The organism is Paraburkholderia sediminicola, assembly GCF_046030555.1.
GTDB classification, from domain to species: Bacteria; Pseudomonadota; Gammaproteobacteria; order Burkholderiales; family Burkholderiaceae; genus Paraburkholderia; species Paraburkholderia sediminicola_E.
Genome location: NZ_JAQQCH010000024.1, coordinates 81,411 through 108,095 on the forward strand (window position 1 = coordinate 81,411; position 26,685 = coordinate 108,095).

26 protein-coding genes are annotated in these 26,685 nt (G+C 62.5%); 17 read left to right on the top strand and 9 right to left on the bottom strand.

Annotated features, from left to right (window positions below; translation table 11 throughout):
* The first annotated feature begins 124 nt into the window (after nucleotides 1-124).
* From araG to pyrF, 6 genes are all read left to right on the top strand, one after another.
* Nucleotides 125-1,666: an L-arabinose ABC transporter ATP-binding protein AraG gene (gene araG, locus PQQ52_RS27850; protein ID WP_408218578.1), complete on the top strand. Its 1,542-nt coding sequence runs from the start codon at nucleotides 125-127 to the stop codon at nucleotides 1,664-1,666.
* A 54-nt stretch (nucleotides 1,667-1,720) separates the two neighbouring features.
* A complete protein-coding gene (gene araH / locus PQQ52_RS27855) occupies nucleotides 1,721-2,737 on the top strand; it encodes an L-arabinose ABC transporter permease AraH (protein WP_054034524.1) in 1,017 nt (338 codons plus the stop codon).
* 51 nt (nucleotides 2,738-2,788) lie between these two features.
* Nucleotides 2,789-3,589: an SDR family NAD(P)-dependent oxidoreductase gene (locus PQQ52_RS27860; RefSeq protein ID WP_408218582.1), complete on the top strand. Its 801-nt coding sequence runs from the start codon at nucleotides 2,789-2,791 to the stop codon at nucleotides 3,587-3,589.
* Nucleotides 3,586-4,533: an SMP-30/gluconolactonase/LRE family protein gene (locus PQQ52_RS27865; protein ID WP_408218584.1), complete on the top strand. Its 948-nt coding sequence runs from the start codon at nucleotides 3,586-3,588 to the stop codon at nucleotides 4,531-4,533. Before PQQ52_RS27860 ends, PQQ52_RS27865 begins: the two co-directional genes overlap by 4 nt.
* A 221-nt stretch (nucleotides 4,534-4,754) precedes the next feature.
* Nucleotides 4,755-5,807 (top strand): aldose 1-epimerase, encoded by a 1,053-nt coding sequence (locus PQQ52_RS27870; protein ID WP_408218587.1) that lies wholly within the window; start codon nucleotides 4,755-4,757, stop codon nucleotides 5,805-5,807.
* A 123-nt stretch (nucleotides 5,808-5,930) separates the two neighbouring features.
* Nucleotides 5,931-6,746: an orotidine-5'-phosphate decarboxylase gene (gene pyrF, locus PQQ52_RS27875; RefSeq protein ID WP_408218590.1), complete on the top strand. Its 816-nt coding sequence runs from the start codon at nucleotides 5,931-5,933 to the stop codon at nucleotides 6,744-6,746.
* Nucleotides 6,747-6,819: 73 nt separating this feature from the next.
* Here the strand turns inward: pyrF and PQQ52_RS27880 are convergent, their stop codons facing one another.
* The 4 genes from PQQ52_RS27880 to thiL form a co-directional block, all read right to left on the bottom strand.
* On the bottom strand, nucleotides 6,820-7,332 hold the full coding sequence (locus tag PQQ52_RS27880) for a cupin domain-containing protein (protein WP_408218593.1): 513 nt from the start codon (nucleotides 7,330-7,332) through the stop codon (nucleotides 6,820-6,822).
* A 32-nt stretch (nucleotides 7,333-7,364) separates the two neighbouring features.
* A complete protein-coding gene (locus PQQ52_RS27885; RefSeq protein ID WP_408218596.1) occupies nucleotides 7,365-7,865 on the bottom strand; it encodes a CinA family protein in 501 nt (166 codons plus the stop codon).
* A gap of 73 nt (nucleotides 7,866-7,938) precedes the next feature.
* Nucleotides 7,939-8,511, bottom strand: coding sequence for a phosphatidylglycerophosphatase A family protein (locus PQQ52_RS27890; protein ID WP_408218599.1), 573 nt, complete (start codon nucleotides 8,509-8,511; stop codon nucleotides 7,939-7,941).
* Entirely contained in the window at nucleotides 8,501-9,496 is a 996-nt protein-coding gene (thiL, locus tag PQQ52_RS27895) for a thiamine-phosphate kinase (RefSeq protein ID WP_408218602.1), read from the bottom strand. The genes PQQ52_RS27890 and thiL overlap by 11 nt, the downstream gene beginning before the upstream one ends.
* Nucleotides 9,497-9,703: 207 nt before the next feature.
* Between thiL and PQQ52_RS27900 the strand changes: the two genes are divergently transcribed.
* The 3 genes from PQQ52_RS27900 (at nucleotide 9,704) to PQQ52_RS27910 (ending at nucleotide 13,442) form a co-directional block, all read left to right on the top strand.
* A complete protein-coding gene (locus PQQ52_RS27900) occupies nucleotides 9,704-12,043 on the top strand; it encodes an NADP-dependent malic enzyme (RefSeq protein ID WP_408218605.1) in 2,340 nt (779 codons plus the stop codon).
* A gap of 411 nt (nucleotides 12,044-12,454) precedes the next feature.
* Nucleotides 12,455-12,865 carry a ribonuclease gene (locus PQQ52_RS27905; protein WP_408218608.1) on the top strand — a complete coding sequence of 137 codons (411 nt, stop codon included), beginning with the start codon at nucleotides 12,455-12,457 and terminating at the stop codon, nucleotides 12,863-12,865.
* Between the two features lie 16 nt (nucleotides 12,866-12,881).
* Nucleotides 12,882-13,442, top strand: a complete 561-nt coding sequence (locus tag PQQ52_RS27910) for a barstar family protein (RefSeq protein WP_408218611.1) — start codon at nucleotides 12,882-12,884, stop codon at nucleotides 13,440-13,442.
* Nucleotides 13,443-13,705: 263 nt separating this feature from the next.
* Here PQQ52_RS27910 and PQQ52_RS27915 read toward each other — a convergent pair whose 3' ends face one another.
* From PQQ52_RS27915 to speE, 3 genes are all read right to left on the bottom strand, one after another.
* On the bottom strand, nucleotides 13,706-14,446 hold the full coding sequence (locus PQQ52_RS27915) for a 16S rRNA (uracil(1498)-N(3))-methyltransferase (protein ID WP_408218614.1): 741 nt from the start codon (nucleotides 14,444-14,446) through the stop codon (nucleotides 13,706-13,708).
* 19 nt (nucleotides 14,447-14,465) lie between these two features.
* The gene (locus PQQ52_RS27920) at nucleotides 14,466-14,879 is read right to left on the bottom strand and encodes a VOC family protein (protein WP_172160109.1); all 414 of its coding nucleotides are present in this window, start codon (nucleotides 14,877-14,879) and stop codon (nucleotides 14,466-14,468) included.
* A gap of 112 nt (nucleotides 14,880-14,991) precedes the next feature.
* Nucleotides 14,992-15,888, bottom strand: coding sequence for a polyamine aminopropyltransferase (speE, locus tag PQQ52_RS27925; protein WP_408218616.1), 897 nt, complete (start codon nucleotides 15,886-15,888; stop codon nucleotides 14,992-14,994).
* Nucleotides 15,889-16,169: 281 nt separating this feature from the next.
* Here speE and tkt point away from each other — a divergent pair, with 281 nt between their 5' ends.
* Nucleotides 16,170-18,191 carry a transketolase gene (tkt, locus tag PQQ52_RS27930; protein ID WP_408218618.1) on the top strand — a complete coding sequence of 674 codons (2,022 nt, stop codon included), beginning with the start codon at nucleotides 16,170-16,172 and terminating at the stop codon, nucleotides 18,189-18,191.
* A 96-nt stretch (nucleotides 18,192-18,287) separates the two neighbouring features.
* Nucleotides 18,288-19,298: a type I glyceraldehyde-3-phosphate dehydrogenase gene (gene gap, locus PQQ52_RS27935; RefSeq protein ID WP_408218620.1), complete on the top strand. Its 1,011-nt coding sequence runs from the start codon at nucleotides 18,288-18,290 to the stop codon at nucleotides 19,296-19,298.
* Between the two features lie 95 nt (nucleotides 19,299-19,393).
* Here the strand turns inward: gap and PQQ52_RS27940 are convergent, their stop codons facing one another.
* Nucleotides 19,394-20,086, bottom strand: coding sequence for a FadR/GntR family transcriptional regulator (locus tag PQQ52_RS27940; protein WP_408218623.1), 693 nt, complete (start codon nucleotides 20,084-20,086; stop codon nucleotides 19,394-19,396).
* 226 nt (nucleotides 20,087-20,312) lie between these two features.
* On the opposite strand from PQQ52_RS27940, the gene PQQ52_RS27945 reads away from it, so the two are divergent.
* From PQQ52_RS27945 to PQQ52_RS27955, 3 genes are all read left to right on the top strand, one after another.
* On the top strand, nucleotides 20,313-21,641 hold the full coding sequence (locus PQQ52_RS27945; protein ID WP_408218663.1) for a C4-dicarboxylate transporter DctA: 1,329 nt from the start codon (nucleotides 20,313-20,315) through the stop codon (nucleotides 21,639-21,641).
* A gap of 132 nt (nucleotides 21,642-21,773) precedes the next feature.
* Nucleotides 21,774-22,784, top strand: coding sequence for an allantoicase (gene alc, locus PQQ52_RS27950; RefSeq protein WP_408218626.1), 1,011 nt, complete (start codon nucleotides 21,774-21,776; stop codon nucleotides 22,782-22,784).
* Between the two features lie 13 nt (nucleotides 22,785-22,797).
* Nucleotides 22,798-23,310 carry an ureidoglycolate lyase gene (locus PQQ52_RS27955; RefSeq protein ID WP_408218628.1) on the top strand — a complete coding sequence of 171 codons (513 nt, stop codon included), beginning with the start codon at nucleotides 22,798-22,800 and terminating at the stop codon, nucleotides 23,308-23,310.
* Between the two features lie 170 nt (nucleotides 23,311-23,480).
* Here the strand turns inward: PQQ52_RS27955 and fur are convergent, their stop codons facing one another.
* Entirely contained in the window at nucleotides 23,481-23,909 is a 429-nt protein-coding gene (gene fur, locus PQQ52_RS27960) for a ferric iron uptake transcriptional regulator (RefSeq protein WP_325043456.1), read from the bottom strand.
* Nucleotides 23,910-24,067: 158 nt separating this feature from the next.
* Between fur and PQQ52_RS27965 the strand changes: the two genes are divergently transcribed.
* The 3 genes from PQQ52_RS27965 to PQQ52_RS27975 all read left to right on the top strand — a co-directional run bounded on the left by PQQ52_RS27965 (nucleotide 24,068) and on the right by PQQ52_RS27975 (nucleotide 26,672).
* Nucleotides 24,068-24,901 (top strand): outer membrane protein assembly factor BamE, encoded by an 834-nt coding sequence (locus PQQ52_RS27965; protein WP_408218666.1) that lies wholly within the window; start codon nucleotides 24,068-24,070, stop codon nucleotides 24,899-24,901.
* Between the two features lie 186 nt (nucleotides 24,902-25,087).
* A complete protein-coding gene (gene dapB, locus PQQ52_RS27970; RefSeq protein ID WP_408218630.1) occupies nucleotides 25,088-25,885 on the top strand; it encodes a 4-hydroxy-tetrahydrodipicolinate reductase in 798 nt (265 codons plus the stop codon).
* Between the two features lie 76 nt (nucleotides 25,886-25,961).
* Nucleotides 25,962-26,672: a MotA/TolQ/ExbB proton channel family protein gene (locus PQQ52_RS27975; protein WP_408218633.1), complete on the top strand. Its 711-nt coding sequence runs from the start codon at nucleotides 25,962-25,964 to the stop codon at nucleotides 26,670-26,672.
* The last annotated feature ends 13 nt before the right edge of the window (nucleotides 26,673-26,685 follow it).

Below are 26,685 nucleotides of genomic sequence, written 5' to 3' on the forward strand. Positions count from 1 at the left end.
TTGAGACAGACCATGCTTCGTGCCCATGTGGCACTTAAAAGCACGGTTCACACGAAGCAGCAATTAATTGCATGGGACCGGAGTCGGTGTTGAAGCACTAACACCGGTCGGCATAGGAGGCGAAGTGTCAGCGACGCTACGTTTTGACAATATCGGCAAAGTCTTTCCAGGCGTGCGCGCGCTCGACGGTGTGTCCTTCGACGTCAACGTCGGCCAGGTGCACGGCCTGATGGGCGAAAACGGTGCAGGGAAATCGACCCTGCTGAAGATTCTCGGCGGTGAATATCAGCCCGACTCCGGTCGCGTGATGATCGATGGCAATGAGGTGCGCTTTACGAGCGCGGCATCGTCGATCGCGGCGGGGATCGCGGTGATTCACCAGGAACTGCAATACGTGCCCGATCTGACGGTTGCGGAAAACCTGCTGCTCGGCCAGTTGCCGAACTCGCTTGGCTGGGTCAACAAGCGCGAAGCCAAGCGCTTCGTGCGTGAACGCCTCGAAGCGATGGGCGTGGCGCTCGATCCAAACGCGAAGCTGAGGAAGCTCTCGATCGCGCAACGGCAGATGGTCGAAATCTGCAAGGCGCTGCTGCGTAACGCGCGCGTGATCGCACTGGATGAACCGACCAGCTCGCTGTCGCATCGCGAGACCGAAGTGCTGTTCAAGCTGGTGCGCGATCTGCGTGCCGACAATCGCGCAATGATCTACATCTCGCACCGTATGGACGAGATCTACGAACTGTGCGACGCCTGCACGATTTTCCGCGACGGCCGCAAAATCGCCTCGCATCCGACGCTCGAGGGCGTGTCGCGCGACACCATCGTCAGTGAAATGGTCGGACGTGAAATCGCCGACATCTATAACTATTCAGCGCGTGCGCTGGGCGAAGTGCGCTTCGCTGCGAAAGCGATCGAAGGTCATTCGCTTTCGCAGCCCGCCAGTTTCGAAGTGCGGCGTGGCGAGATCGTTGGCTTCTTCGGTCTGGTGGGCGCGGGCCGCAGCGAACTGATGCATCTGGTGTACGGCGCCGATCACAAGAAGGGCGGCGAAATCGTGCTCGATGGCAAACCGATCAAGGTGCGCAGCGCGGGCGAAGCGATCAGGCACGGCATCGTGCTGTGCCCGGAAGACCGCAAGGAAGAGGGCATCGTCGCGATGGCGACCGTGTCGGAGAACATCAATATCAGTTGCCGCCGTCACTATCTGCGCGCGGGGATGTTCCTCGACCGCAAGAAAGAAGCGGAAACCGCCGACCGTTTTATCAAGCTGCTTAAGATCAAGACGCCGAGCCGCCGCCAGAAGATCCGCTTCCTGTCGGGCGGCAACCAGCAGAAGGCGATTTTGTCGCGCTGGCTGGCCGAGCCCGATCTGAAAGTGGTGATTCTCGACGAACCGACGCGCGGAATCGACGTCGGTGCGAAGCATGAGATCTATAACGTGATTTATCAGCTGGCCGAACGTGGCTGCGCGATCGTAATGATTTCGTCGGAATTGCCGGAAGTGCTCGGCGTGTCCGACCGGATTGTCGTGATGCGTCAGGGCCGGATCTCCGGCGAACTGTCACGCAAGGACGCAACGGAACAAACGGTGTTGAGCCTCGCATTGCCGCAAAGCTCGACCGCACTGCCCGGAACCGAAACCGCAGCCACCGAGCAAGCGGCCTGAACATTATCTGGACGCAAGTCCGGCAACCCGTGGGGAACGGGAGGAGTCTTCAAAATGCAAGCCAGAGAAAACCTCGCGCAACAAGCCGCAAAAAGTGCGGCCGAAGCGCTGATTCCGCAAGGCAACGACAAGGCGAAATGGTGGCAGCAGATCACCGAGTACAGCCTGATCCTGATCTTCATCGTGATGTTCATCACGATGTCGCTGACGGTCGACCACTTCTTCTCGATCGAGAACATGCTGGGTCTCGCGCTGTCGATCTCGCAGATCGGCATGGTCGCGTGCACGATGATGTTCTGTCTGGCCTCGCGCGATTTCGACCTGTCGGTGGGTTCGACGGTCGCGTTCGCCGGCGTGCTGTGCGCGATGGTGCTGAATGCCACGGGCAATACGTTCATCGCGATCATCGCCGCGGTGGCAGCGGGTGCGGTGATCGGTTTCGTGAACGGCGCGGTGATTGCGTATCTGCGCATCAATGCGCTGATCACGACGCTCGCGACGATGGAAATCGTCCGCGGCCTTGGCTTTATCGTGTCGCACGGGCAGGCCGTGGGCGTGTCGTCGGATACGTTTATCGCGCTGGGCGGTTTGAGCTTCTTCGGCGTGTCGCTGCCGATCTGGGTCACGCTGCTGTGCTTCATCGTATTTGGCGTGATGCTCAATCAGACCGTATATGGCCGTAATACGCTGGCAATCGGCGGTAATCCGGAGGCCTCGCGGCTTGCCGGTATCAACGTCGAACGTACGCGCGTTTATATCTTCCTGATCCAGGGCGCCGTCACCGCGCTGGCCGGTGTGATTCTGGCTTCGCGGATTACGTCGGGTCAGCCGAATGCGGCGGAAGGCTTTGAGCTGAACGTGATTTCGGCTTGCGTGTTGGGCGGCGTGTCGCTGCTCGGCGGTCGCGCGACGATCTCCGGTGTCGTGATCGGCGTGCTGATCATGGGTACGGTCGAGAACGTGATGAACCTGATGAACATCGACGCGTTCTATCAGTACCTCGTGCGCGGCGCGATTCTGCTCGCCGCTGTGCTGCTCGACCAGTTGAAGAACCGCGGCTCGCGGGACTAACCCGCGACTCATTGCGCGACCTGCTTACTTTGCTCTAAAAGGAATCGAACGATGTCGTCTCCGGCCAATGCAAACGACCGTCTCGCGGATAACGCGTTTGCCCGCTATCCGAGTCTCGTCGACCGAACCGTGTTGATTACGGGTGGCGCGACCGGAATCGGCGCATCGTTCGTCGAGCATTTCGCGGCGCAAGGCGCGCGCGTGGCGTTCTTCGATATCGATGCGACCGCGGGCGACGCGCTCGCCGATGAACTCGGCGATTCGAAACACAAGCCGCTGTTCCTGCCTTGCGATCTGACCGACGTTGACGCGCTGCAAAAAGCGATCGCCGACGTGAAGGCTGCGCTCGGTCCGATTCAGGTACTGGTGAACAACGCGGCGAACGACAAACGCCATGCGATCGGTGACGTGACGCGTGAGTTTTTCGATGCGGGCATCGCGGTGAATATCCGTCACCAGTTCTTCGCGGCCCAGGCGGTGATGGAGGACATGAAAGCTGCCAACGCGGGTTCGATCATCAACCTCGGCTCTATCAGCTGGATGTTGAAGAACGGCGGCTACCCGGTGTACGTGATGTCGAAATCGGCGGTGCAGGGTTTGACGCGCGGCCTCGCGCGCGACCTCGGCCACTTCAATATTCGCGTCAATACGCTGGTGCCGGGTTGGGTGATGACGGAAAAGCAGAAGCGTTTGTGGCTCGACGACGCGGGCCGTCGCTCGATCAAGGAAGGTCAGTGCATCGACGCTGAACTGGAGCCCGCCGATCTCGCGCGCATGGCGCTGTTCCTCGCCGCCGACGACAGCAGGATGATCACGGCGCAAGACATCGTTGTGGACGGAGGCTGGGCGTGAACGCGGGCGGTGGGCTGCATGCGGATGTGCGTACATCTCGTGCGGCGCTGCTGCTCGACACGAAATGCACGCTCGGTGAAGGCGCGACGTGGTGCGCAAAAACCGGCCGCTTTTACTGGACCGATATCGAGGGCGCGCGCCTGTGGCGCTATGACCCGAGCGATGGCCGCAGCACGTTCTGGCGCATGCCCGAGCGTCTTGCTACGTTCGCGCTGTGCGCTGATCCTCACTACCTGCTGCTCGGATTGGCGACACACCTGGCGTTCTTCGATCTGGCGACCGGCGAAACGCAGCGCATCGTCGATGTCGAAGCTGGCTTGAACACGCGGGTGAACGACGGACGCTGCGATCGCCAGGGTCGTTTTGTCTTCGGTACCAAAGACGAAGGCTCGCCGTTGCAAGCGATCGGCGGGTTTTATCGGTTGAACCATGATTTGTCGCTGGAGCGTTTGCCGCTACCCGCGCCGGCGATTTCGAACGGCATCGCGTTCAGTCCGGACGGCGCGACGATGTACTACTGCGATTCGCCGACGCGTGAAATCCGCGTCTGCGACTATCGCGCGAACGGCAGCATCGCAAACGACCGCGTCTTCACGAAATTGACGGACGCCACCGGCGAGCCCGACGGCTCGACCATCGACCGCGACGGCGGTTTGTGGAACGCGCAATGGGGTGGCCGGCGAGTGGTGCGATATGGCCCCGACGGCGTGGAAACCGAACGCGTCGACGTGCCGACCGCGCAGCCGAGTTGCGTCGCGTTTGGCGGTCCCACGCGGAGACTGCCTGCGGGGCGTGAGCAACTCGGCACGCTGTACATCACGAGCGCGCGCATCGATCTCGATGCCACAGCGCTCGCGGGCGATTCCCGCGCGGGCGGCGTGTTCATCGCGACGCCCGGGCGACGGGGTTTGCCGGAGCCGGTGTTTCAAGGCTCGCCAGGATAGCGCAGAATGACCTGGCTTGAGTGTCGAGGCCGCAGCGGAGTGCAGTCGAGCAGTGACTTTGAAGGTGAATCAGCAGTTGATATCGCAAACCCAATGCCAGCAAGACTGGCAGCAAATCGGCAGCATGCAGTTCGGACCCAGAGGCGACCTGTGCAAAAAATCGCCCAACAGCATCCGTCAGCAATGACGGCAACGTCCCACGCCTCTCGATGGAGCCAGATATGACTGTTGCGAATCTTGTTTCTGCTTCTTCTCAGACCCGACGCGCGCGACTCAACGCAGCGGCCAATCCGGTGCTTCCGGGTCCCAGTACGTCGGCGGTTGCGATCGGTGAGACAAGCGGCGGCGAGCTTGCGTGCGTCACGCTTGCCAACGCGCATTTGCGTCTCGATGTCGCACCGACGCTCGGCGGCGGCGTCACCCGTTTCGACTGGCGCAACGACGGCGCGCTCACGCCGATCTTCCGGCGTTGCCGTCATGTTTCAACGGATACCGAGCCGAACCAGCTCGCCTGCTATCCGTTGCTGCCGTATTCGAACCGGATCGGCGGCGGTCATTTCAATGTGGCGGGACGGCGGGTCGATGTGCCGCAAAATCGTACCGACGAACCCTTTCCGATTCATGGCGACGGGTGGCTCTCAGCCTGGCAGGTCGCCGAATCGGACCGCGAAAATGTCCGTCTGACGCTCGATCGCCACGACGGCAAACCATACGCATTCCGCGCGTCGCAAACCTATACGCTGGACGGCCCCACGCTCGCCATCACGCTGGAAATCGAGAACGCCGGCCGTGAGGCGCTGCCTTTCGGGCTGGGCGTCCATCCGTTTTTCGTGCGTGACGCGGATACCGAATTGTCGGCCGCGGCCGGCGGCCTGTGGCTCTCCGGCGATAACTGGCTGCCGGTGCGTCATGTGCCGGCGCCGCCCGCGTGGCAATTCGGCGTGGCCTATCCGCTGCCGGAAGCCATCGTCAATCACGCGTTCACGGGCTGGAGTGGACAGGCGGCGGTGGTCTGGCCAAAGCGGCGACTGTCGCTGAATATCGCCGCCGACACCGACTATTACGTGCTGTACACGCCACCGGGCGAAGACTTCTTCTGCTTCGAGCCGGTCGATCATCCGATCAACGCGATGAATCTGGCCGGCGGCGCGTGCGAGAACGGCATGACGATGCTGGGACGCGGTGAGCGCCTGACGCGCACGTTCCGCTTCACCATCGAGCGCACGGGTTTGCGCTCGATGCCGAGTGCGCGTGGATCGCGGCGGCGGCAGTAGCAGAGGACGAGGGGCGAGGGCGCGCGTCTCGGCCCGCGCCGGCATGACACCTCGCCGCGGCTTGCCGCACAGGACGGGTAAAATACGCGCCTCTTCCGTTATCGGCTCGCCGCGAGACTCACCATGTCCAATTTCATCCAGACACTCAACGACGCCTGGCAGCGTACGAACTCGCTGCTGTGCGTCGGCCTCGATCCCGAGCCCAGCAAATTCCCGGGCGCGCTCGCGGGCCGTCCCGAGGCGATTTTCGACTTCTGCCGCACCATCGTCGACGCGGTCGCACCGTATGCGTCGTCGTTCAAGCCGCAGATCGCGTACTTCGCCGCTCATCGCGCGGAAGACCAGCTCGAGCAGCTGATCGCGCACATTCATGCGACTCACCCGGGCCTGCCGGTCATTCTGGATGCGAAGCGCGGCGACATCGGCAGCACCGCGGAGCAGTACGCGCGCGAGGCGTTCGAGCGCTATCAGGCGGATGCGGTGACGGTGAATCCGTATATGGGTTTCGATTCGATCGAGCCGTATCTGGAGCACAAGGGCAAAGGCGTGATCGTGTTGTGCCGGACCTCGAATGCAGGCGGCTCGGATCTGCAGTTTCTGGAGACGGGCGGCCGTCCGCTGTATCAAGTCGTCGCGCAACTGGCGGCTGACAAGTGGAACGCGAGTGGCCAACTGGGCCTCGTGGTCGGTGCGACCTTCCCGAAGGAAATCGAAGTGGTGCGTGGAGTCGTTGGGGATATGCCGCTGCTGATTCCGGGCATCGGCGCTCAAGGCGGCGATGTTCAGGCGACGGTCAACGCCGGCCGCACGGCGGACGGCACCGGCATGCTGATCAACTCGTCGCGCGCGATTATCTACGCCGGCAAGGACGACGATTTCGCTGAGGCTGCGGCGAAAGCGGCAATGGAAACGCGCGACCGGATCAATGCATTCCGGTGATCGAGGGTGGTCGTCCGTGATGGACGAGCTTTGAATCGATGCCTGCTGTTGTTCGGGCTGGTCAAGCGGACGATCATGTAACCGGCCCGAGCCGCACAATCAACGCCGCATGCTGCGGATACTGCGCTTTCAGCGCGTCGACGCCCGCCAGCTCAAACTCGCTGAATTCGAAACCCGGCGCGACCGTGCAGCCCACCAGCGCAAACGTCGCCGGGTCCGCGCATTCCGCGGCGAACCACAGACCCGCAGGCACCAACGCCTGAAACACGGCGTCCGAATGTGACAGCGCATCGCCCAGCTTGTGCGTAGTCAGCGAGCCTGCTTCATCGAGCACGTGAACGTTCAATGGCTCGCCAGCATAAAAATGCCAGACCTCGTCGGACTTGATCCGATGCCATGCCGAATGTGCGCCGTCACAGAGCAGGTAGTAAATCGCGGTGGACGCAGAGCGCGTCTGCGTTGAACCGTCATCGCGGCGTACCGATTCCGCGGACCGATACGTCTCGCTGAAAAATCCACCTTCCGGATGCGGCTTCAAGTCGAAGCGGCGGATCAACTCGTCTTTGGCTACGTGGGAAGCAGGCATCGTGGGCGGCGCCTCAGGTTTTGAACCGGAAGTTAATGTTCGCGTTCGTCGAGCAGGGCCAGCACGCCGCGCAGCGCGTGCGCGGCGGCCTGCACGCGGATCTTCTCGCGGTCGCCCTTGAAGACCTTGGTTTCAACCGACGTGTGCAGCCGATTGCTCCAGCCGAACGACACCATGCCGACCGGCTTGGTTTCAGTGCCGCCGCCCGGACCGGCGACGCCGGTAATCGACAGGGATACCTGCGCGCGGCTATTGCGCAGCGCGCCCTCGGCCATCGCGCGCGCCACGTGTTCGCTGACGGCGCCGTGCTTTTCGATCAGGTCGGCTGGCACGCCGATCATTTCGGACTTTGCCTGATTCGAATACGTGACGAAGCCGCGCTCGAACCAGCCGCTGCTGCCGGAAATATCGGTGATCGCGGTCGCCACCATGCCGCCCGTGCAGGATTCGGCGGTGACGAGCATCAGGCGCTCGTCGCGCAGGCGGTTGCTCACGCGAATCGCAAGCTGGTGAACCACGGAATCGGTAGGCATGGCGTCAATCCGGAAAACGGGGAACTGCTGCGGGGGGACCGGCGGGCAGTGGCCGACGGGCACCGGCCAACGGTTAAACCGACATACGCCAGAGCGCAATTACGAGCAGCGTGAAAAACGCGGCGACCAGGTCATCGAACATGATGCCAAAGCCACCTTTCAGTCGGCGGTCGAAATAGCCAATCGGCGGCGGCTTCACCATGTCGAAGAAGCGGAACACGATGAAGGCCCAGAGTTGCCCGGTCAGCGTGACCGGCGTGACCATCAGCAGCACCAGCCAGAACGCGATGATTTCGTCCCAGACGACCGGCGACGGATCGTCGGTGCCCAACTTTTTCGCGGTAAAGCCGCAAATCGCAATGCCGCCGAAGAAGCCGGCGACGATCAGCACGCCCCATTCGATCACGGTCAGATAGCGGCTTAAGACGGCGAACGATGCCCACGCGAACAGCGTGCCGATGGTGCCCGGGGCGATCGGCGACAAGCCGCTGCCAAACCCCAGCGACAGAATGTGCAGCGGATGCGACAGCATGAAACGCGCTGTCGCGCGGCGCGGCTGAGGGCGCGGCGGGCGCGGACCGGACGCGTTGGGCTGAGGGTTGCCGATGAGATCGTCGGCGGGGACCAGCGGGGGATCAGTCTGCATGGAAATGGTCGAAACCTTGCAACGTCAGAGTGAGGGGCGCGCCGGCGGCATCGCGCCAGACAATCGCCGGGCGGTCGGCCGCCGTTTGAAGAGCGCTTATTGTACCGATGCGGGTGACCGGTATCGCTGTCTCGCGGCCGGCTGCTTCGACCGTGGCGCGTGCCGCAACCGGCGCGGTGAAGCACAGTTCGTAGTCGTCGCCGCCGGCTAGCGTGCAGCGTTGCTGGATCTCGGGCGGGAGGCGGCGCAGTGCGGCCGAACGCGGAACGGCGTCCACGTCGACCGTGGCGTGCACTTTCGAGCGTTCCAGGATGTGTAACAGGTCGCCGGCAAGCCCGTCCGATAGATCGAGCGCGGCATGCGCGATGCCCCGCAACGCGAGACCGAGGAAGACGCGCGGCTCCGGGCGCTCGAGGGCGCGGCGGAATGTCGCAGCGTCGCTGGCATCGGCGGACCACTCGCCGCGCTGCATGCCGAGACCGGCGCGCGCATCGCCGAGTGTGCCGGAGATCCAGATGTCGTCACCCGGTTGCGCGGCGTCACGGCGCAGCGCAACGTGCGGCCGCACGCTGCCAAACACGGTGATGCACAGATTCAGAGGACCGCCGGTCGTATCGCCGCCGATCAGATCGCAGCCGTAGCGCTCGGCTAACGCGAAGAGGCCCTCGCTGAAGGCGGCGAGCCATGCTTCGTCGGCCTTTGGCAAGGAAAACGCCAGCGTGAACGCCTGCGGTTCTGCGCCCATTGCGGCGAGATCCGACAGGTTGACCGCGAGCGCTTTGTGACCCAGTGCCTCGGGATCGACATCGGGAAAGAAGTGGCGGCCTTCTACCAGCATGTCCGTCGATATCGCCAGCATTTCGCCTGGACGCGGCGCAAGCAGGGCGCAGTCGTCGCCGATGCCGAGCGCGCCTTCGGTGGCACGGGACGCCGCCGCAGCGCGGCGGGCGAAGAAGCGATCGATCAGCGAAAACTCTGAGAGCATGGTGGCGGTGGGTGAACGGGTAAGTGCAACGAAAAGCCGCTAACGGCGTGCATTGTATGGACGTGCACGCGGGTAAACACTCGATTGGCACTCAGCTCCGATTCAATTCGTGGTCAACCCGAGGCGCATCGCATCTGCCTTTCGCTATGTTTCAGTCGCGGCAGTTGTACCCGTATTGAAGGAATTGAGCCGGCGATTGGGGCTACAATGCCGTCGAACATCTATTCTAATCCGCACTTCGAAGCCCGCCTTATGACGACTCCCGCCAATAGCAAACTCCGCGAAGCCGCCCTCGATTATCACGAGTTCCCGACCCCCGGGAAGATCGCGATCGCCCCGACCAAGCAGATGATCAACCAGCGCGACCTCGCGTTGGCGTACTCGCCGGGCGTCGCGTTCGCGTGTGAGGAAATAGTCGAAAACCCGCTGAACGCCGCCCGTTTTACCGCGCGCAGCAACCTGGTCGGCGTCGTCACGAACGGCACCGCGGTGCTGGGTCTCGGCAACATCGGGCCGCTCGCCTCGAAGCCGGTCATGGAAGGCAAGGCCGTCCTGTTCAAGAAGTTCGCGGGCATCGACGTGTTCGATATCGAGCTGAACGAATCCGATCCGCACAAGCTGGTCGAGGTGATCTGCGCGCTGGAACCGACCTTCGGCGGTATCAATCTCGAAGACATCAAGGCGCCCGACTGTTTCATCGTCGAACGCGAATGCCGCAAGCGCATGAAGATTCCGGTCTTCCACGACGATCAGCACGGCACGGCCATTGTCGTCGCGGCGGCCATCACCAACGGTTTGAAAGTGGTCGGCAAGGACATCAAGAAGGTCAAGCTGGTGTCGTCCGGCGCGGGGGCGGCGGCGCTGGCCTGTCTGGATCTGCTGGTCGACATCGGCCTGCCGCTCGAAAACATCACCGTCACCGACCTGGCCGGCGTGGTCTACAAGGGCCGCGTCGAACTGATGGACCCGGACAAGGAACGCTTCGCCCGCGAAACCGACGCTCGCACGCTCGCCGAGGCGATCGGCGGCGCGGATATTTTCCTCGGCCTGTCGGCCGGCGGCGTGCTGAAGCAGGACATGGTCAAGCAGATGGCTGACAAGCCGCTGATTCTGGCTTTGGCCAACCCGACTCCGGAAATCCTGCCGGAACTGGCACTCGAAGTGCGTCCGGACGCGGTGCTCTGCACGGGCCGCACGGACTACCCGAACCAGGTGAACAACGTGCTGGTGTTCCCGTTCCTGTTCCGCGGCGCGCTGGATGCGGGCGCGACGACGGTGACGCGGGAAATGGAAATCGCGGCGGTCAATGCGATCGCCGAACTGGCGCGCCAGGAGCAGAGCGATATCGTCGCGACCGCCTACGGCATTCAGGATCTGTCGTTTGGTCCGGAATATCTGATTCCGAAGCCGTTCGACCCGCGCCTGATCGTCAAGGTCGCGCCGGCGGTGGCGAAGGCCGCGATGGATTCGGGCGTCGCCGAGCGTCCGATCGAGGACATGGAAGCGTACGAACAGCATCTGCAGCAGTTCGTTTATCACAGCGGCACGACCATGAAGCCGATTTTCCAGCTGGCGCGTGGCGTCGAGCCGGAGAAGAAGCGCATCGTGTTCGCGGAAGGCGAAGAAGAGCGCGTGCTGCGTGCCATGCAGATCATCGTCGACGAAAAGCTCGCTAAGCCGATCCTGATCGGCCGTCCGGCGGTGATCGAGCAGCGCATCGCGCGTTACGGCCTGCGTCTGGTCCCGGGTCAGGACTACACAGTCGTGAACACCGACCATGACGAGCGTTACCGCGATTTCTGGCAGGAATATCACAAGATGATGTCCCGCAAGGGCATCACCGAGCAGATGGCGAAGCTCGAAATGCGCCGCCGCACCACGCTGATCGGCGCGATGCTGGTGGAAAAGGGCGAGGCGGACGGCATGATCTGCGGCACGGTGTCCACTACGCATCGCCACCTGCACTTCATCGATCAGGTGATCGGCAAGAAGGCGGGCGCGAAGGTCTACGCGGCAATGAACGCGCTGGTGTTGCCGAACCGCCAGATTTTCCTGGTCGATACGCACGTGAACGTCGATCCGACGCCGGAGCAATTGGCCGAGATCACGATCATGGCAGCCGAGGAAGTGCGCCGTTTCGGTATCGAACCGAAGGTCGCCCTGGTGTCGCATTCGAACTTCGGCTCGAGCAATGCGCCGACCGCACAGAAAATGCGCGACACGCTGGCGATCCTGCGCGAGCGCGCGCCGGAACTGCAAGTGGACGGTGAAATGCACGGCGACCTCGCGCTCGACGCGAATCTGCGCCGCGAAGTGCTGCCCGACTCGACGCTTGAAGGCGACGCGAACCTGCTGGTGCTGCCGAACATCGACGCGGCCAACATCTCGTACAACCTGCTGAAGACCGCTGCGGGCAACAACATCGCGATTGGCCCGATGCTGCTCGGCGCGGCCAAGCCGGTGCACGTGCTGACGGCTTCGGCCACGGTTCGCCGTATCGTCAACATGACGGCGCTGCTGGTTGCCGACGTCATCGCGGCCCGCTGATCCTTGATCCGGGACTGAAGCATGGCGTCGCTAAAGCGCCAAGCAAAAAAAAGGCGTGCCCGCAACGGGCACGCCTGCGGGTGAACAGGGGATAGCCACCCTAAAAGAGGCTGAATAAGACCATTCCGCCTCCGAGAGACTGCAGGACCGCAAGGTTTTCGCTTCAGGAACGGACCGCGCGATGAGCTGCCTGTGAATTCGGGTCTGCTTCATTTGCTTCAATGAGTTAATTTTAGCTTGCACAAGCTAAAATTTCTGTCAAAAGTCGTCAAAGCCCGTTCCGTGGCTCTTTCCCGCGCGATTGGAACCTTTTGCCTGTCCGGCGCACGTTGATTCTGTGGGGTTTTAGCGATACCCTTACGACTTTCATGGTCGTCAAACTCGTGATCTAACAGCGGGGAACCTTGATTCATGGCACGCAAGTGGCAGCGCATTAAAGGCGTGCTGATCGGTGCTTTGACGCTCTGCGCTTTATCAGGCTCCGTGTCTGGCGCGTTTGCGCGCGACTACACGGCACCCGCCGATACGCAAGCACAGGGCACTATCGCGGCGGCGCAGTTACCGCGCGAAGCGGTCAATACATTGAACTTGATTGCCGCGGGCGGGCCTTACCCGTATGAGAAGGACGGCATCGTATTCGGCAATCGCGAACGGTTGCTACCGCCGCATCGGCGCGGCTATTACCACGAATACACCGTTCCCACGCCTCGCGCACGAAACCGCGGGGCGCGTCGCATCGTCTGCGGAGGTCCGGTACAGCGGATCGACAACTGCTACTACTCGGACGACCACTACACCAGTTTTAATCGTATTGTTGAATGACATCGGGATGAACGGCATGAGCGACAGCGTCTACGCGCACGACTCCGGAGTCGCGACGGATCTTTTCGCGGCAGGCGACGGCAATTTGTTCCAGCGCGTCATGCGGATGCGCGCCGGCGACCAGGGCCGGGATAACCAGAGCGAAGCCAGCACTGTGCTTTCATCGAACGAGGAGCCCATGAGTCTTTTCAAGACCGTACGACCGAACATCGTACAGTCGATCCGCGCGTTTCGCGTGCAGGATCTAGCTGATGAAGCCAATCAACTCGGCCAGCATTTTCTGTACGCGTACTGCGCGAACGCTCAGTCCAAACAGGAAGTGCTGGAGACCATTGCTACGTCGTTCCTGTTTCCGAAGCATTTCGGCAAGAACTACGACGCGCTCTACGATTGCTTGACCGATCTGGTCCAGAAAGCAGGCGCGCAGCCCGGGTTCGTGATCGTACTCGAGCAACTGCCGGTCGCGCAAAAGTTTGACAAGGAAGGGCGCGAGACGCTACTGGACGTGTTCCGCGAGGCGGCCGAGTTCTGGGCCGAGCGCAAGGTCGCGTTCCGGGTGTTTTACTCGTTTGCCTGAAAGTTGCTGGGTGGTTTGGGTTGCGCGGGCGAGGTGCCTGGGCGCCGCTTAACCGCAGCAAAGGAAAGAGAAAGGCCCGCCAATTGGCGGGCCTTTGCTTTGGGCGCTTGAATCTCAGGCTTGGCTTCGAAGCCACCGCGTCATTTAGCCTGGTCTGGTTTAGCTTGGCTTGGCTCTAAGGCTGAACGGCTTTACCCAGCGTAGCGCTTGCCTGCCGTTTCGCTTATCAGACCCAAGCTGGGGCGCCGGTGTGCACCTCCTGCTTACCAGGCGCCCCAGCGGGCCGCCAGCGCCGAAAGCACTGCGATGCCCGCGGTTTCCGTGCGCAACACGCGCGGGCCGAGACCGACTGCGGCAAAACCATGGTCGGTCGCGGCGGCTTCTTCCGCAGCCGAAAAACCACCTTCCGGGCCGACCAGCACGGTCACGCGCCCGAACGGCGGATTCGCGGGCAGCGCCGAAAAGCTGATGCTGGCGCGCGGCGACAGCAGAATGCGCATTTCGCCTTCGTCAGGCGTGCGAGGCAGTGCGCCGAGCCACGTGGCGATCTCGCGCACGGGCATCACTTCCGGCAAGCGATTACGCCCGCACTGTTCGCACGACGCTCGCACGATGCCCTGCCAATGCACATGCCGCCGCTGCGCGCGTTCGCCGGAAAGACGCACGACGCTGCGCGTAGTGGTCAGCGGCACAAAACACGATGCCCCAAGTTCGACTGCCTTCTCGATGAGCCAGTCCATCTTGTCGCCGCCGGCAATGCCCTGCGCGAGGGTCAGGTGATATGGCGCTTCCACCTCAATATTGCGGAATTCGTGAATTCTCACTTTGGCTGAGCGGCGTTCGACCTCGACGAGTTCGGCGCTGTATTCGCCGCCTTCTCCGTTAAAAAGCACGATCGAATCACCGGGCTGCAAACGCAGCACGAGGATGTGGCGCGTGACGTCATCGGGTAACTGCATGATGTCGTCGGGCTTGAGAGGCTTACCGACGAAGAAGCGAGGCATCAAAAAAATACTCATTAGTTCAGGAAAGGTGACGAGCGAGCGCCCAACGGTAGCCGTCCAGATCTTCGACCTGGGCAAACCGGTCGCCCCAGAACTGATCCTGTGGCTCGCTCAACGATTTTGCGCCGGCGGCTAGCGCCCGCGTGTAAACCGCGTCGACATCGTCGACATAGACATAGAACGATTGCGGCGCAATCGCGCCCGCGCTTTTGGGTGTTTTCGCCGCCGAGCCGAACGCGCCTTCCGGCGCGAACATCACGATCAGCTGGCCTTGATAGGTCATCTCGACATGCATAACGACACCGTCGTCCTGGACGCTATCGCGTTCTTCGAAGCCGAATGCCGCTTCGAAAAACGCAGTTGCGGCACGCGCGTCGCGCACGGTCAGATAGGGGGTCAACCAGGGCACACCGGCTGGGCGGGAGGCGGTCATGGGGTTCTCCGGATCTATAGGTTGCGGGATGCATGCTGCAAGGCCAGGTGGGCGGTTGCGTATCAATACACCGATAGCGCGCGCCGACCGAGCCGTGCATTTTGCCCACGCGTTAGCTTGATGGCTTTAAGAATTGACTTAGTTTATCGCGCACTGACCGGGATGCCGAGAACAGTCCGCCATGCAGGGCCGGGTCGTAGTGCTTCAATGAGTCGATTTGACGCGCGGCAAGCTGCGCTGTGAGTGCTTCGACGGTGAGAGTAGCGGGATCGAGCGTGTCGCTGGCGGACGCCATCATCCAGAGCGAGCCGTAGAGCGGGATGAAGGTGCTCATCGTGCGCACGATGCTGAATGTATCGCGCAGATCGTCGAGCAGACCGGCAATGCGCCCCGGGTGAAAATAAGGAGAGCCGAGGTGCAGCGAGAGCGCGGCGGTCGGGCTCATGATGCGTTTGAGCTGCATGTAGAAGTCCGGCGTGTATAGGCCCGCAGCGGGGGAGTCTGGCGGCGTCAGGTCGAAGACGATGAGATCGAACCGCGCTGTGGCTGCGGCGTCCATCTCCGCCTGGACAGCCTTCGCGACGTAATCCGCCGCGTCGCCGATCACCAGTTCGACGCGCGGATCGTCGAAAGCGCCGCCGTGTACCTCGGGCAGATACTGGTGGGTCGTGCGCACGACTTCGGCATCGAGCTCCGCCACCACGATCCGCTCGATGCCCGGGTGCTTCAGCAATTGCCGCGCGGCGCCGCCATCGCCACCGCCCAGCACCAGCGCTGTTTTCGGCGAAGGATGCGCTAGCGCGGCCGGATGCACCATGCATTCGTGGTAGATGAATTCGTCGCCGGTGGAGGTCATCGGGCGGCCGTCGAGCGTAAACAGCCGGCCGAGCTGCGGCGTGTCCCATACCTCGATACGTTGGTAGGGCGAATCGACGCGCGCAAGCCGTTGCGCATTCGGAAATCCGTAGACTGCGTCGGCGGTGGGCTGGAACAGCAGAGGAGCGCTCACGGATGGCAGGCTCCGGCAGGAGCGCGGTGGGTTCAGGTTGCCCAATTGTAAAGGGCAGACGCGCCGCGCGGCCCCGTCGAGCATGCCTCGCCACACTAGCAGGCGGCTTTCCGAGCGGGGCGTGGGTCAACGTTCTGTTAGAATGTCACGCTTTCAGCCTTGTCCGTTTGCTCTGCCCGTTTCGCGTCTCCTGGCGCCGCACCGTGCGCCGAAGTGGACTGGCATTCGAGCATCCGGGCCTCAAGCGCGCACCGCTTTCTGACTCTGTCTCCGGACTCGACATGACGACCCCGTCTCCCGCACCCACCTCCCTGATGGCTAACGCAATCCGCGCGTTGTCCATGGACGCTGTTCAAAAAGCGAATTCCGGCCACCCCGGCATGCCGATGGGCATGGCCGAAATCGGTGTGGCTTTGTGGTCGCGCCATCTGCGCCACAATCCGAAGAACCCGCAGTGGGCCGATCGCGATCGTTTCGTTCTGTCGAACGGCCACGGTTCGATGCTGCTGTACTCGCTCTTGCATCTGACCGGCTACGACCTGCCGATCGAAGAGCTGAAAAACTTCCGCCAGATGCATTCGAAGACGCCGGGGCACCCGGAATACGGCATCACGCCGGGCGTCGAGACCACCACCGGCCCGCTCGGCCAAGGTCTGGCAAACGCAGTCGGCATGGCGCTCGCCGAATCGCTGCTCGCCACCGAATTCAACAAGTCTGATGCGAAGATCGTCGACCACCACACGTACGTGTTCGTCGGCGACGGCTGCCTGATGGAAGGCATCTCGCACGAAGCCTGCTCGCTCGCGGGCGTGCTGAAGCTGAACAAGCTGATTGCGTTCTACGACGACAACGGCATCTCGATCGACGGCGAAGTGGTCCACTGGTTCCACGACGACACGCCGAAGCGCTTCGAAGCGTACGGCTGGAACGTGATCCCGAACGTGGTCGGCCATGACGTCGACGCGGTCGACGCCGCGATCAAGCAAGCCAAACAATCGGACAAGCCGACGCTGATCTGCTGCAAGACCGTGATCGGCGAAGGCGCGCCGACCAAAGCCGGCAGCCACGATTCGCACGGCTCGCCGCTCGGCGACAAGGAAATCGCGGCAACGCGCGAAAAAATCGGCTGGAAGTGGGAGCCGTTCGTGATCCCGCAAGAAGTCTATGCAGCGTGGGACGCGAAGGAAGCCGGCGCGCGCGTCGAGTCCGATTGGGACAAGGCATTTGCGGCTTATGCAGCGAAGTATCCGCAGGAAGCGGCTGAATTCACACGCCGCGACGCGAAGCAATTGCCCGCCGACTGGAAGGAAAAGGCGAAGGCCATCATCGCCGGCGCAAACGAGCGCGCGGAAACCATCGCGACGCGCAAGGCGTCGCAACAGGCTATCGAAGGTTTGTCGGCCGTGCTGCCGGAACTGCTTGGCGGTTCCGCCGATCTGACCGGTTCGAACCTGACCAACTGGAAGGCCGCCAAGCCGGTGCGAGTCAACGCTGAAGGCAAGGCTGCTGGCAACTACGTGAACTACGGCGTGCGCGAATTCGGCATGAGCGCCGCGATCAACGGCATCGCGCTGCATGGCGGCTTCAAGGCCTTCGGCGGCACGTTCCTGACGTTCTCGGACTACAGCCGCAACGCGCTGCGCGTCGCCGCGCTGATGAAAGCGCCGTCGATCTTCGTGTTCACGCACGATTCAATCGGTCTGGGCGAAGACGGCCCGACCCACCAGTCGGTCGAACACGTCGCGAGCCTGCGTCTGATTCCGAATCTGCAAGTGTGGCGCCCGGCCGATACGGTCGAAACAGCGGTGGCCTGGACCCACGCGGTCGAGCATCATGGCCCGTCATGCCTGATCTTCAGCCGTCAGAACCTGCCGTTCTCGGAGCGCACGGACGCGCAGATCGCCAATATCGAGAAGGGTGGTTATGTGCTGCGCGACTGGAATGACGAGATCGTCGCGCGCAAGGTCATCCTGATTGCCACCGGTTCGGAAATCGAACTGGCGTTGAACGCGGTTGAGCCGCTGGCTCGCGAAGGCATCGCGGCACGTGTCGTGTCGATGCCGTCGACCACCGTGTTCGACAAGCAGGACGCCGAGTACCGCGAGCGCGTGTTGCCGCAAGGCGTGCGCCGCGTCGCGATCGAAGCGGGCGTGTCGGATTTCTGGCGCAAGTACGTGGGTCTGGAAGGCGGCGTGGTCGGCATCGACACGTTCGGCGAATCGGCCCCGGCTGGCGTGCTATTCAAGCATTTCGGCTTCACCGTCGAGCACGTGGTAGAGACGGCTAAAGCCGCACTCGGCTGATTTGCGTTCGAGGTTTGCCGCGCGGACCCCACGCGCGGCAATCCCGGCAAATCAGACCAACATGGACGATTTTTTTCAGCCATCAGGAGATAGACCATGACGATTCGCGTCGCAATCAACGGCTACGGCCGGATCGGCCGCAACACGCTGCGCGCCTTCTATGAAAACGGCAAGAAGCACGATATCGAAATCGTCGCCATCAACGATCTTGGCGATGCCAAGACCAACGCTCACCTGACGCAATACGACACCGCGCACGGCAAGTTCCCGGGCGAAGTGTCGGTGGACGGTGACTACCTGGTCGTCAACGGCGACAAGATCCGCGTGCTGGCTAACCGTAACCCGGCAGAACTGCCGTGGGGCGAGCTGAACGTCGACGTCGTGCTGGAATGCACGGGCTTTTTCACGACCAAGGAAAAGGCGAGCGCGCACATCAAGGGCGGCGCAAAGAAGGTGATCATCTCGGCGCCGGGCGGTAAGGATGTCGACGCAACGATCGTCTACGGCGTGAACCACCATGTGCTGAAGGCATCGGACACGGTGATTTCGAACGCATCGTGCACGACCAACTGCCTGGCACCGCTCGTCAAGCCGCTGAATGACAAGATCGGCCTCGTGAACGGCCTGATGACCACGATCCACGCATACACGAACGACCAGGTTCTGACGGACGTGTATCACGAAGACCTGCGCCGCGCTCGCTCGGCCACGCACAGCCAGATCCCGACCAAGACCGGTGCTGCATCGGCGGTCGGTCTCGTGCTGCCGGAACTGAACGGCAAGCTGGACGGCTACGCGATTCGCGTCCCGACGATCAACGTGTCGATCGTCGACCTGTCGTTCATCGCCGCGCGCGACACGACGGTCGAGGAAGTCAACGCGATCATGAAGGAAGCGTCGGAAGGCGCGCTCAAGGGCATCCTCGGCTACAACACGGCGCCGCTGGTCTCGATCGACTTCAACCACAACCCGGCTTCGTCGACGTTCGACGCAACGCTGACCAAGGTGTCGGGCCGTCTGGTGAAGGTGTCGAGCTGGTACGACAACGAATGGGGCTTTTCGAACCGCATGCTGGACACGGCTGTGGCGCTGGCCAACGCGAAGTAAGATTGTCCTGGTTTCGCGTGCTTCTGCTGCCGGCTTTGGGCAGGTGGCACGCGGCCACAGGGCAACGGCAAAAACCGCTCTTCGGAGCGGTTTTTTTACGCCTGCGGTGTCGGAAAGTAGACGCCGGCGCGCTGCGCGGCGTTCGAGATATGGGTTTCGATTGCTTTGCCGGCGGCGGCGGAATCACGCGCCTTAAGCGCGTCGAGAATGGCCCGATGTTCGGTGTACGTAGACAGCACCAGCTCGCGCCGATAGAACGGCATCCGCTGGCTCTCTTTCATGATGTCCGCGCTACTGCTCAGGATCGACTCGATCGCCGCGTTGCCCGCAATGCTCACAATGCGCATGTGGAAGTCGTAGTCGAGACGGGCGGCTTCGTCGAGTTCGTCGCAGGCGAGCGCCGTCTGCATGGCTGTGATGTTGTCTTCGAACCAGGCCAGGTCGGAATCGCTGACAGCCAGCGCCGCCATGCGCGCGATAAAGCCTTCCAGCGCGAAGCGCATCTGATACGTGTCCGGCAGCGACGACTGCTCCGCGAAGCGCCACGATTGCGCGGCCGTGGCCTGCGCACTTTCCACATACACGCCCTTGCCAGGCCGGATCATCAGCAGACCGAGCGCTTCAAGTGTTGAGAGCGCCTCGCGCAGCGATGCGCGGCTGATCGCCAGTTCTTCTGAGAGCTGGCGCTGCGCCGGCAACAAACTGCCCACGGGATAGACGCCCGCTTCGATCCGTTCGCGGATGGTCGCGATGGCGGCATCAGTGACGGTATGCGGAACGTTTTTCATCGTGGCTCACTCGGGTACGCGGTCTGACCAGCATTGTAATACGCGTTCCGAACGCTCATACGGGCGTTGTTACGCATGCACAATCCGGCCCCGAAACGCGAAGAAAAAGACGGGTAAACACTGTGGTTTGAATCCTTGACGTCAGTATATCGGCTTCCTACTATTTGCCATAACAGCACTGGTCGGACCAGTCTGAACAGATGTGAATCCTAATCAGGAGGAAGCCGTGTTGAAGTTCTTCAATTCACTGTTTGGCCGGGTCGTCATAGCGCTGGTGGCGGGCATTGTGATCGGTGCCGTCTTCCCGCATTTCGCCCAAACGCTGCGCCCGCTTGGCGACGGCTTTCTCAAGCTGATCAAGATGGTGATCGGCCCGATCGTCTTCTGTGTGGTGGTGAGCGGTATGGCGCATGCCGGCGATCTGCGCAAAGTCGGTCGCGTTGGGTTGAAGGCGGTGATCTACTTCGAGGCCATGACGACGATTGCGCTCGTGATCGGCGCGGTGCTGGCCTACGCAACGCGGCCTGGCGTCGGCATGAACATCAACCTGCATTCGCTCGACCCCGCTTCGCTCTCGACCTACACCGAGCACGCGAAGAGCCTCAAGGACACGGCTGGCTTTCTGCTGAAGATTATCCCCGACACGGCGATCAACGCGTTCGCGACCGGCGACATTCTGCAAATCCTCGTGTTTTCGGTGCTGTTCGGCTCGGCGCTCTCGCTGCTGGGCAACAAGGCACAGCGCGTGAGCAGCCTGATCGACGAGCTTTCGCAGGTGTTTTTCCGCGTGATGGGTTTCATCATCAAGCTCGCGCCGCTCGGCGTGCTCGGCTCGATCGCATTCACGACCGGCACCTATGGCGTTGAGTCGCTCAAGCAACTCGGCATGCTGGTGCTGGTGTTCTACGCGAGTTGCTTCGTGTTCGTGGCGGTCGTGCTGGGTGTGGTGATGCGTCTGGCCGGCTTCAGCATCTTCAAGTTGATCCGTTATCTGCGCGAAGAACTGTCGATCGTGCTGGGTACTGCTTCGTCCGATGCCGTGCTGCCGCAGATCATGCGCAAACTCGAATGGATGGGTGTCAAGGATTCGACCGTGGGTCTGGTGATTCCGACCGGCTACTCCTTCAATCTCGACGGCTTCTCCATCTATCTGACGCTGGCGGTGATTTTCATCGCGCAGGCCACCAATACGCCGCTGTCGATCCACGATCTGATCGTGGTGGTGCTGGTATCGCTGGTGACGTCGAAGGGCGCGCACGGCATTCCGGGATCGGCGATCGTGATTCTGGCCGCGACGCTGTCCGCGATTCCGGCTATTCCGGTGCTCGGTCTCGTGCTGATTTTGCCGGTCGATTGGTTCGTCGGCATTGCCCGCGCGCTGACCAACCTGATCGGCAACTGCGTCGCGACGGTGGTGGTCGCAGTGTGGGAAAACGATATCGACCGGGCGCGCGCCCATCGCGTGCTGAACCGTGAGGAAGCGATGCGCTACGTGCCCGCAGGCGAAGACGCAGGCGCCGAGCCCGCCGCCGGCGAACACGTTCCGGCGGTCTGACCAGCTGCGACCACGTTGCCTTGTGGCCAGACCTATCGCCATTCATCAGCGCGCCCATGCAGCGCGCGTTCTGCCCCGGCGGATGCATTGACTCCGCCGGCTCTTCCTACTTTTCGTCGCCTGACTGAGACTATGGCTAATCCGATCCTCGACCCCAACGCCCCCGCTTTTACCCGTCGCTACATGAACCTCGCCGACCCGCGTCTGGGCGCGCAGGCGCTCCACGCGAGCGACGAATTCTTCGCGCCGAAAGAACGCATGCTCGAGCCGCAGCCGGCTGTGTTCATTCCGGGCAAGTACGACGACCATGGCAAATGGATGGACGGCTGGGAAACGCGCCGTAAGCGGACCACCGGCCATGACTACTGCGTGATCCGGCTCGCGCGGCCGGGCGTCGTGCACGGCGTCGATCTGGACACGAGCCACTTCACCGGCAACTTTCCGCCGGCTGCTTCAATCGACGCGTGTTACGTGGACGGCGACGTTCCGCCGGACAACGCCGACTGGCAAACGCTCGTGCCGGCCACCACGCTGCAGGGCAACCACCACCACTACGTCGAAGTGAACGACGCCCGCGCCTTTACCCATCTGCGCGTGAATCTGTTCCCGGACGGCGGTCTCGCGCGCCTGCGCGTGTACGGCCAGCCGAAGCGCGACTGGGAGCGCGTCGAGCGCGGCACGCTGCTGGATCTCGCCGCGATCGAAAACGGCGCGTACCTCGTCGCCGCGAACAACCAGCATTTCGGGCCGGCCTCGCAGATGTTGATGCCGGGCCGCGGCGTCAATATGGGCGACGGCTGGGAAACGCGACGCCGTCGCGAGCCGGGCAACGACTGGGCGATCGTCGCGCTCGCGCGGCCGGGTGTGATTCGCAAGATCGAAGTGGATACGGCGCACTTCAAGGGAAATTACCCTGATGGATGTTCGCTGCAGGCGGCCTCGGTGACGGGCGGCACGGACGATTCGCTCGTCACGCAGGCCATGTTCTGGCCGGTGTTGCTCGGCGAACAGAAGCTGCAGATGGACCACGTGCACACGTTTGCGGACGACATCGCGTCGCTCGGGCCGGTGACGCATGTGCGTTTCAATATCTTCCCGGACGGCGGCGTATCGCGCCTGCGCTTGTGGGGCGAGATCGCATAACGGAGCCGCGTCGATGAAGACCTTGCATGTGGAACGCCTGACGCGCGCGGTCTTCGCGCCGTTCGGCGACGTCATCGAACTGGACGGGGCGCGCCATTTTCCGATCAATGGCGGCACGACCGAGCGCTATCACGACCTCGCAAACGTCGACGTGACGGAAAGCGGCGGCCGGCCGCTGATCAGCCTGTTTCGGGCGCAACCGCGCGCGCTGCCGATCGGAATCACGATGATGGAACGGCATCCGCTGGGCAGCCAGGCTTTCATTCCCTTAACGGCGTGCCGCTATCTGGTGGTCGTCGCGCCGGCGGGCGAGTTCGATCCTGCGCGTATGCGGGCGTTCTGGAGCGACGGCTGGCAGGGCGTGAATTACGGGAAAGGTGTTTGGCACCATCCGCTGCTCGCGCTCGATCGGGTGAGCGATTTTGTGGTGGTGGATCGCGGCGGCGAGCAGCCCAATTGCGACGAATTGCCGTTGGCCGAGCCTTGGCGGCTGCTGTTTGAGGCGAGCGTCGAGTTGGCGGAATAGCCCGGCGTTGCCATGTGCCGGCATTGCCGCGCGTGCGAAGAGGTGCTGGTGTCCCGAGCGGTCGCCGCGCCGCACCCATAAAAAAACCCGGCCGATTTTCATCGGCCGGGTTTTTTTATTGCTCACCGAACCGCGCACCCCGACGCGGTCGGCATCGCCCTGATTCAGCCTTAGTGCTTGCGATGCGGGCAATTTTCCTTGGTACACGCGCCGTACAGCGCTAACGCGTGTTCCTGAAGCTTGAAGCCGCGGTCCTTCGCGATGGATTGCTGACGACTCTCGATTTCGGAGTCGAAAAACTCTTCGACGAGTCCGCAGTCGAGGCAAACGAGGTGGTCGTGATGCGACCCTTCGTTCAATTCGAACACCGCTTTGCCCGATTCGAAATTACTGCGCGAGAGCAGACCGGCCTGCTCGAACTGCGTCAGCACGCGATACACGGTTGCCAGGCCGATATCGAGTTCTTCGTGCAACAGGTTGCGGTAGACGTCTTCTGCAGTCAGGTGACGCACTGGGCTATGCTGGAAAATCTCAAGGATTTTGAGGCGCGGAAGGGTCGCCTTGAGCCCGATATTCTTGAGATCGGTTGGATTGGTCATGACAAGGGATCCCTAGAGTACAATGCTGGGCTCTCATAGTAATGTGTTTTTGCCGTTCTGGTCATCTTCGATGGAATGAAACTCGCGCGGCTCGTCAACGGGCCCGCACGGTGAGTGAAATGATTTCAAAATCTCAATTGATCTACCGGGGGAGCCGCATGCGGGGTACCTTGATCGCTGTTGCGACTGTCGCGGTTCTTGCCGGGTGTTCCACTTACGACAGCCTGACGCAGCGCGTTGCCCAAAGTATTACGCCGTACCGTATTACGGTGGTGCAAGGGAATTTCGTCTCGAAAGAAGCGGCGGCGCAGATGCAGGCCGGCATGTCGCGTGCGCAGGTGAAGCAGTTGCTTGGCACGCCTTTGCTGACCGACATGTTCCATGCGGACCGCTGGGATTACGTGTTCTATTTCAAGCGCGGCTCGACTAACGTCGTGCAACAGCGCGACTTCGTGGTCCTGTTTGCGGGTGACCGCGTCGCCAGCTGGTCGGGTGGCGAAGATCTGCCGTCCAACCTCGAGTTGCTGGCGGAAATCGACGGTGACAAGCTCGGCAAGAAGAAAGCCGCCGTGCCGAACGTGGCAAGCGCTGCAACTGGCGCCAGCGTGCCGGTGGCTGCGGCGCCGGCAGCCGTGGATACCACGCGCTCGCCGTCCGTCGATGGCGCCGCTGCAGCGGCCGTGCCGTCAACGGACGCCAACGCCGAAGCCGCGCAGGCCGCCAACCGGCTGACCAACGCGGTGCAATCGCCGTCGGGGAAGGCGCAGTCGTCGGTACGCTCTACGGCGCCGACCGCGAATGGCGGCGGTATTCCGTCGCAGGGCCCAACCTCCGCTGGGCAGCCGCAGTTCCAGTTCACGCGTCCTCCGCCGCCGCAAGTTCCGGGCACGCAGGACAATCCGGTGGGCCCGACTGGCCCGCAAAGCAGCAGCGGCGGCCCGACGTTGAACGCACCGCTGACCGCTTCGCCGGCTTCGGGAACGGGCGACTAATCGCGCTGTCCCTGTCTTAAGACGGGCGCTGCACACGGGCAACGCGCCGTGTGCAGCGCCCGTTAGCTTTTCTGCCGTACCTGTACAGGTTGTGTTGCTGTTTTTGTATGCGCGGCGCCCGGGTGTGCTGCCCGCCGCCGCTTTTGCCCGCATTTGCCGGGTTTTGCCTTTCGAACCCTCGTAGCCATGAAAATTGCCATTGCTGGCGCATCGGGCCGTATGGGCCGGATGCTCATCGAAACCGTTCTCAACGATTCAGGCGCCACGCTGTCCGGCGCGCTCGACCGTGCGGACTCCCCGCAACTCGGTCAGGACGCCGGCGCGTTTCTCGGCAAACAGACGGGTGTACTGCTGACGGACGACGTCGAGCGCGTGTTCGCCGAATCCGACTACCTGATCGACTTCACGCGCCCCGAAGGCACGCTGATGCATGTGGAAGCCGCGCAGCGCCACAACGTCAAAATGGTGATCGGCACGACCGGTTTCGACAACGAGCAGAAAGCGCAGCTGCGCGCAGCCGCGGACAAGATCGCGATCATGTTTTCGTCGAACATGAGCGTGGGCGTCAATGTCACGCTGAAGCTGCTCGAATACGCCGCGAAGCATTTCGCGACCGGCTACGACATTGAAATCATCGAGGCGCATCACCGTCACAAGGTCGACGCGCCGTCCGGCACCGCGCTGACCATGGGCGAAGTGATCGCCAATGCGCTCGGCCGCAATCTCGACGAGTGCGCCGTCTACAGCCGCGAAGGCGTGACCGGCGAACGCGATCCGTCCACGATCGGCTTTTCGGCGATTCGCGGCGGCGACATCGTCGGCGACCACACGGTGCTGTTCGCCGGCATCGGCGAGCGTATCGAAATCACGCACAAATCGGCGAGCCGCCTGTCGTATGCGCAAGGCGCGCTTCGTGCGGTACGTTTCCTCGAAGGCCACAAGAATGGCTTCTTCGATATGCAGGACGTGCTCGGCCTGCGCTGAGCGTGTCACGGGATCGGTTGCGGCCCCGCTTTGCTCTTTGTAGCCCCCTGTAATCACTTTCCCACGGCGAGGTCAGATGGCAGGCAGCAGCGGCATCATCCATTACCTGGAAACCAGCGACGCGATCACGCATGGCGTCGCGTACGTGTTGCTGGCTATGTCGATTGCGAGCTGGTGCTTTCTGATCGTCAAAAGCTGGATTCTCACACGCGCCAAACGTCAGGCCGCGCCGGCGATTGCGCAGTTCTGGCAGGCGCCGACGTTATCGGACGGCGTCGCGGCATTGAGGCGCGTGGACCGCGAGCGCGTCTTCACGCCGCTCGCCGAAGCCGCGCTGCACGCAGCCGAAGTGGACATTCCCGGGGCGCTGCTCGCGCGCGTCGAGCGCGGCGAACGGGTGCTGAGAGCGCTACGTCAGGCGCTCAACGCGTCGCAGCGGCGGCTCGAGTTCGGCCAGGTGCTGCTGGCCTCGGTGGGCAGCACGGCGCCGTTTGTCGGCCTGCTCGGCACCGTTTGGGGCATCTATCACGCGCTCGGCAGCATTGCGGCGAGCGGTCAGGCGCAGATCGAAAACGTGGCGGGTCCGGTCGGCGAGGCGCTGATCATGACGGCTTTCGGCCTTGTGGTCGCGATTCCGGCCGTGCTCGCCTATAACGTGCTCGGGCGTCTGGTGCGCCAGTTGACCGAAGAACTCGACGGTTTCGCGCACGATCTGCACGCCTATGTGTGCGCACCGGCGGACCAGCCACGGCTCCAGCCTCAGCAAGTCCAGGCACGGACCCACTAAGCGGGCGCTGCGG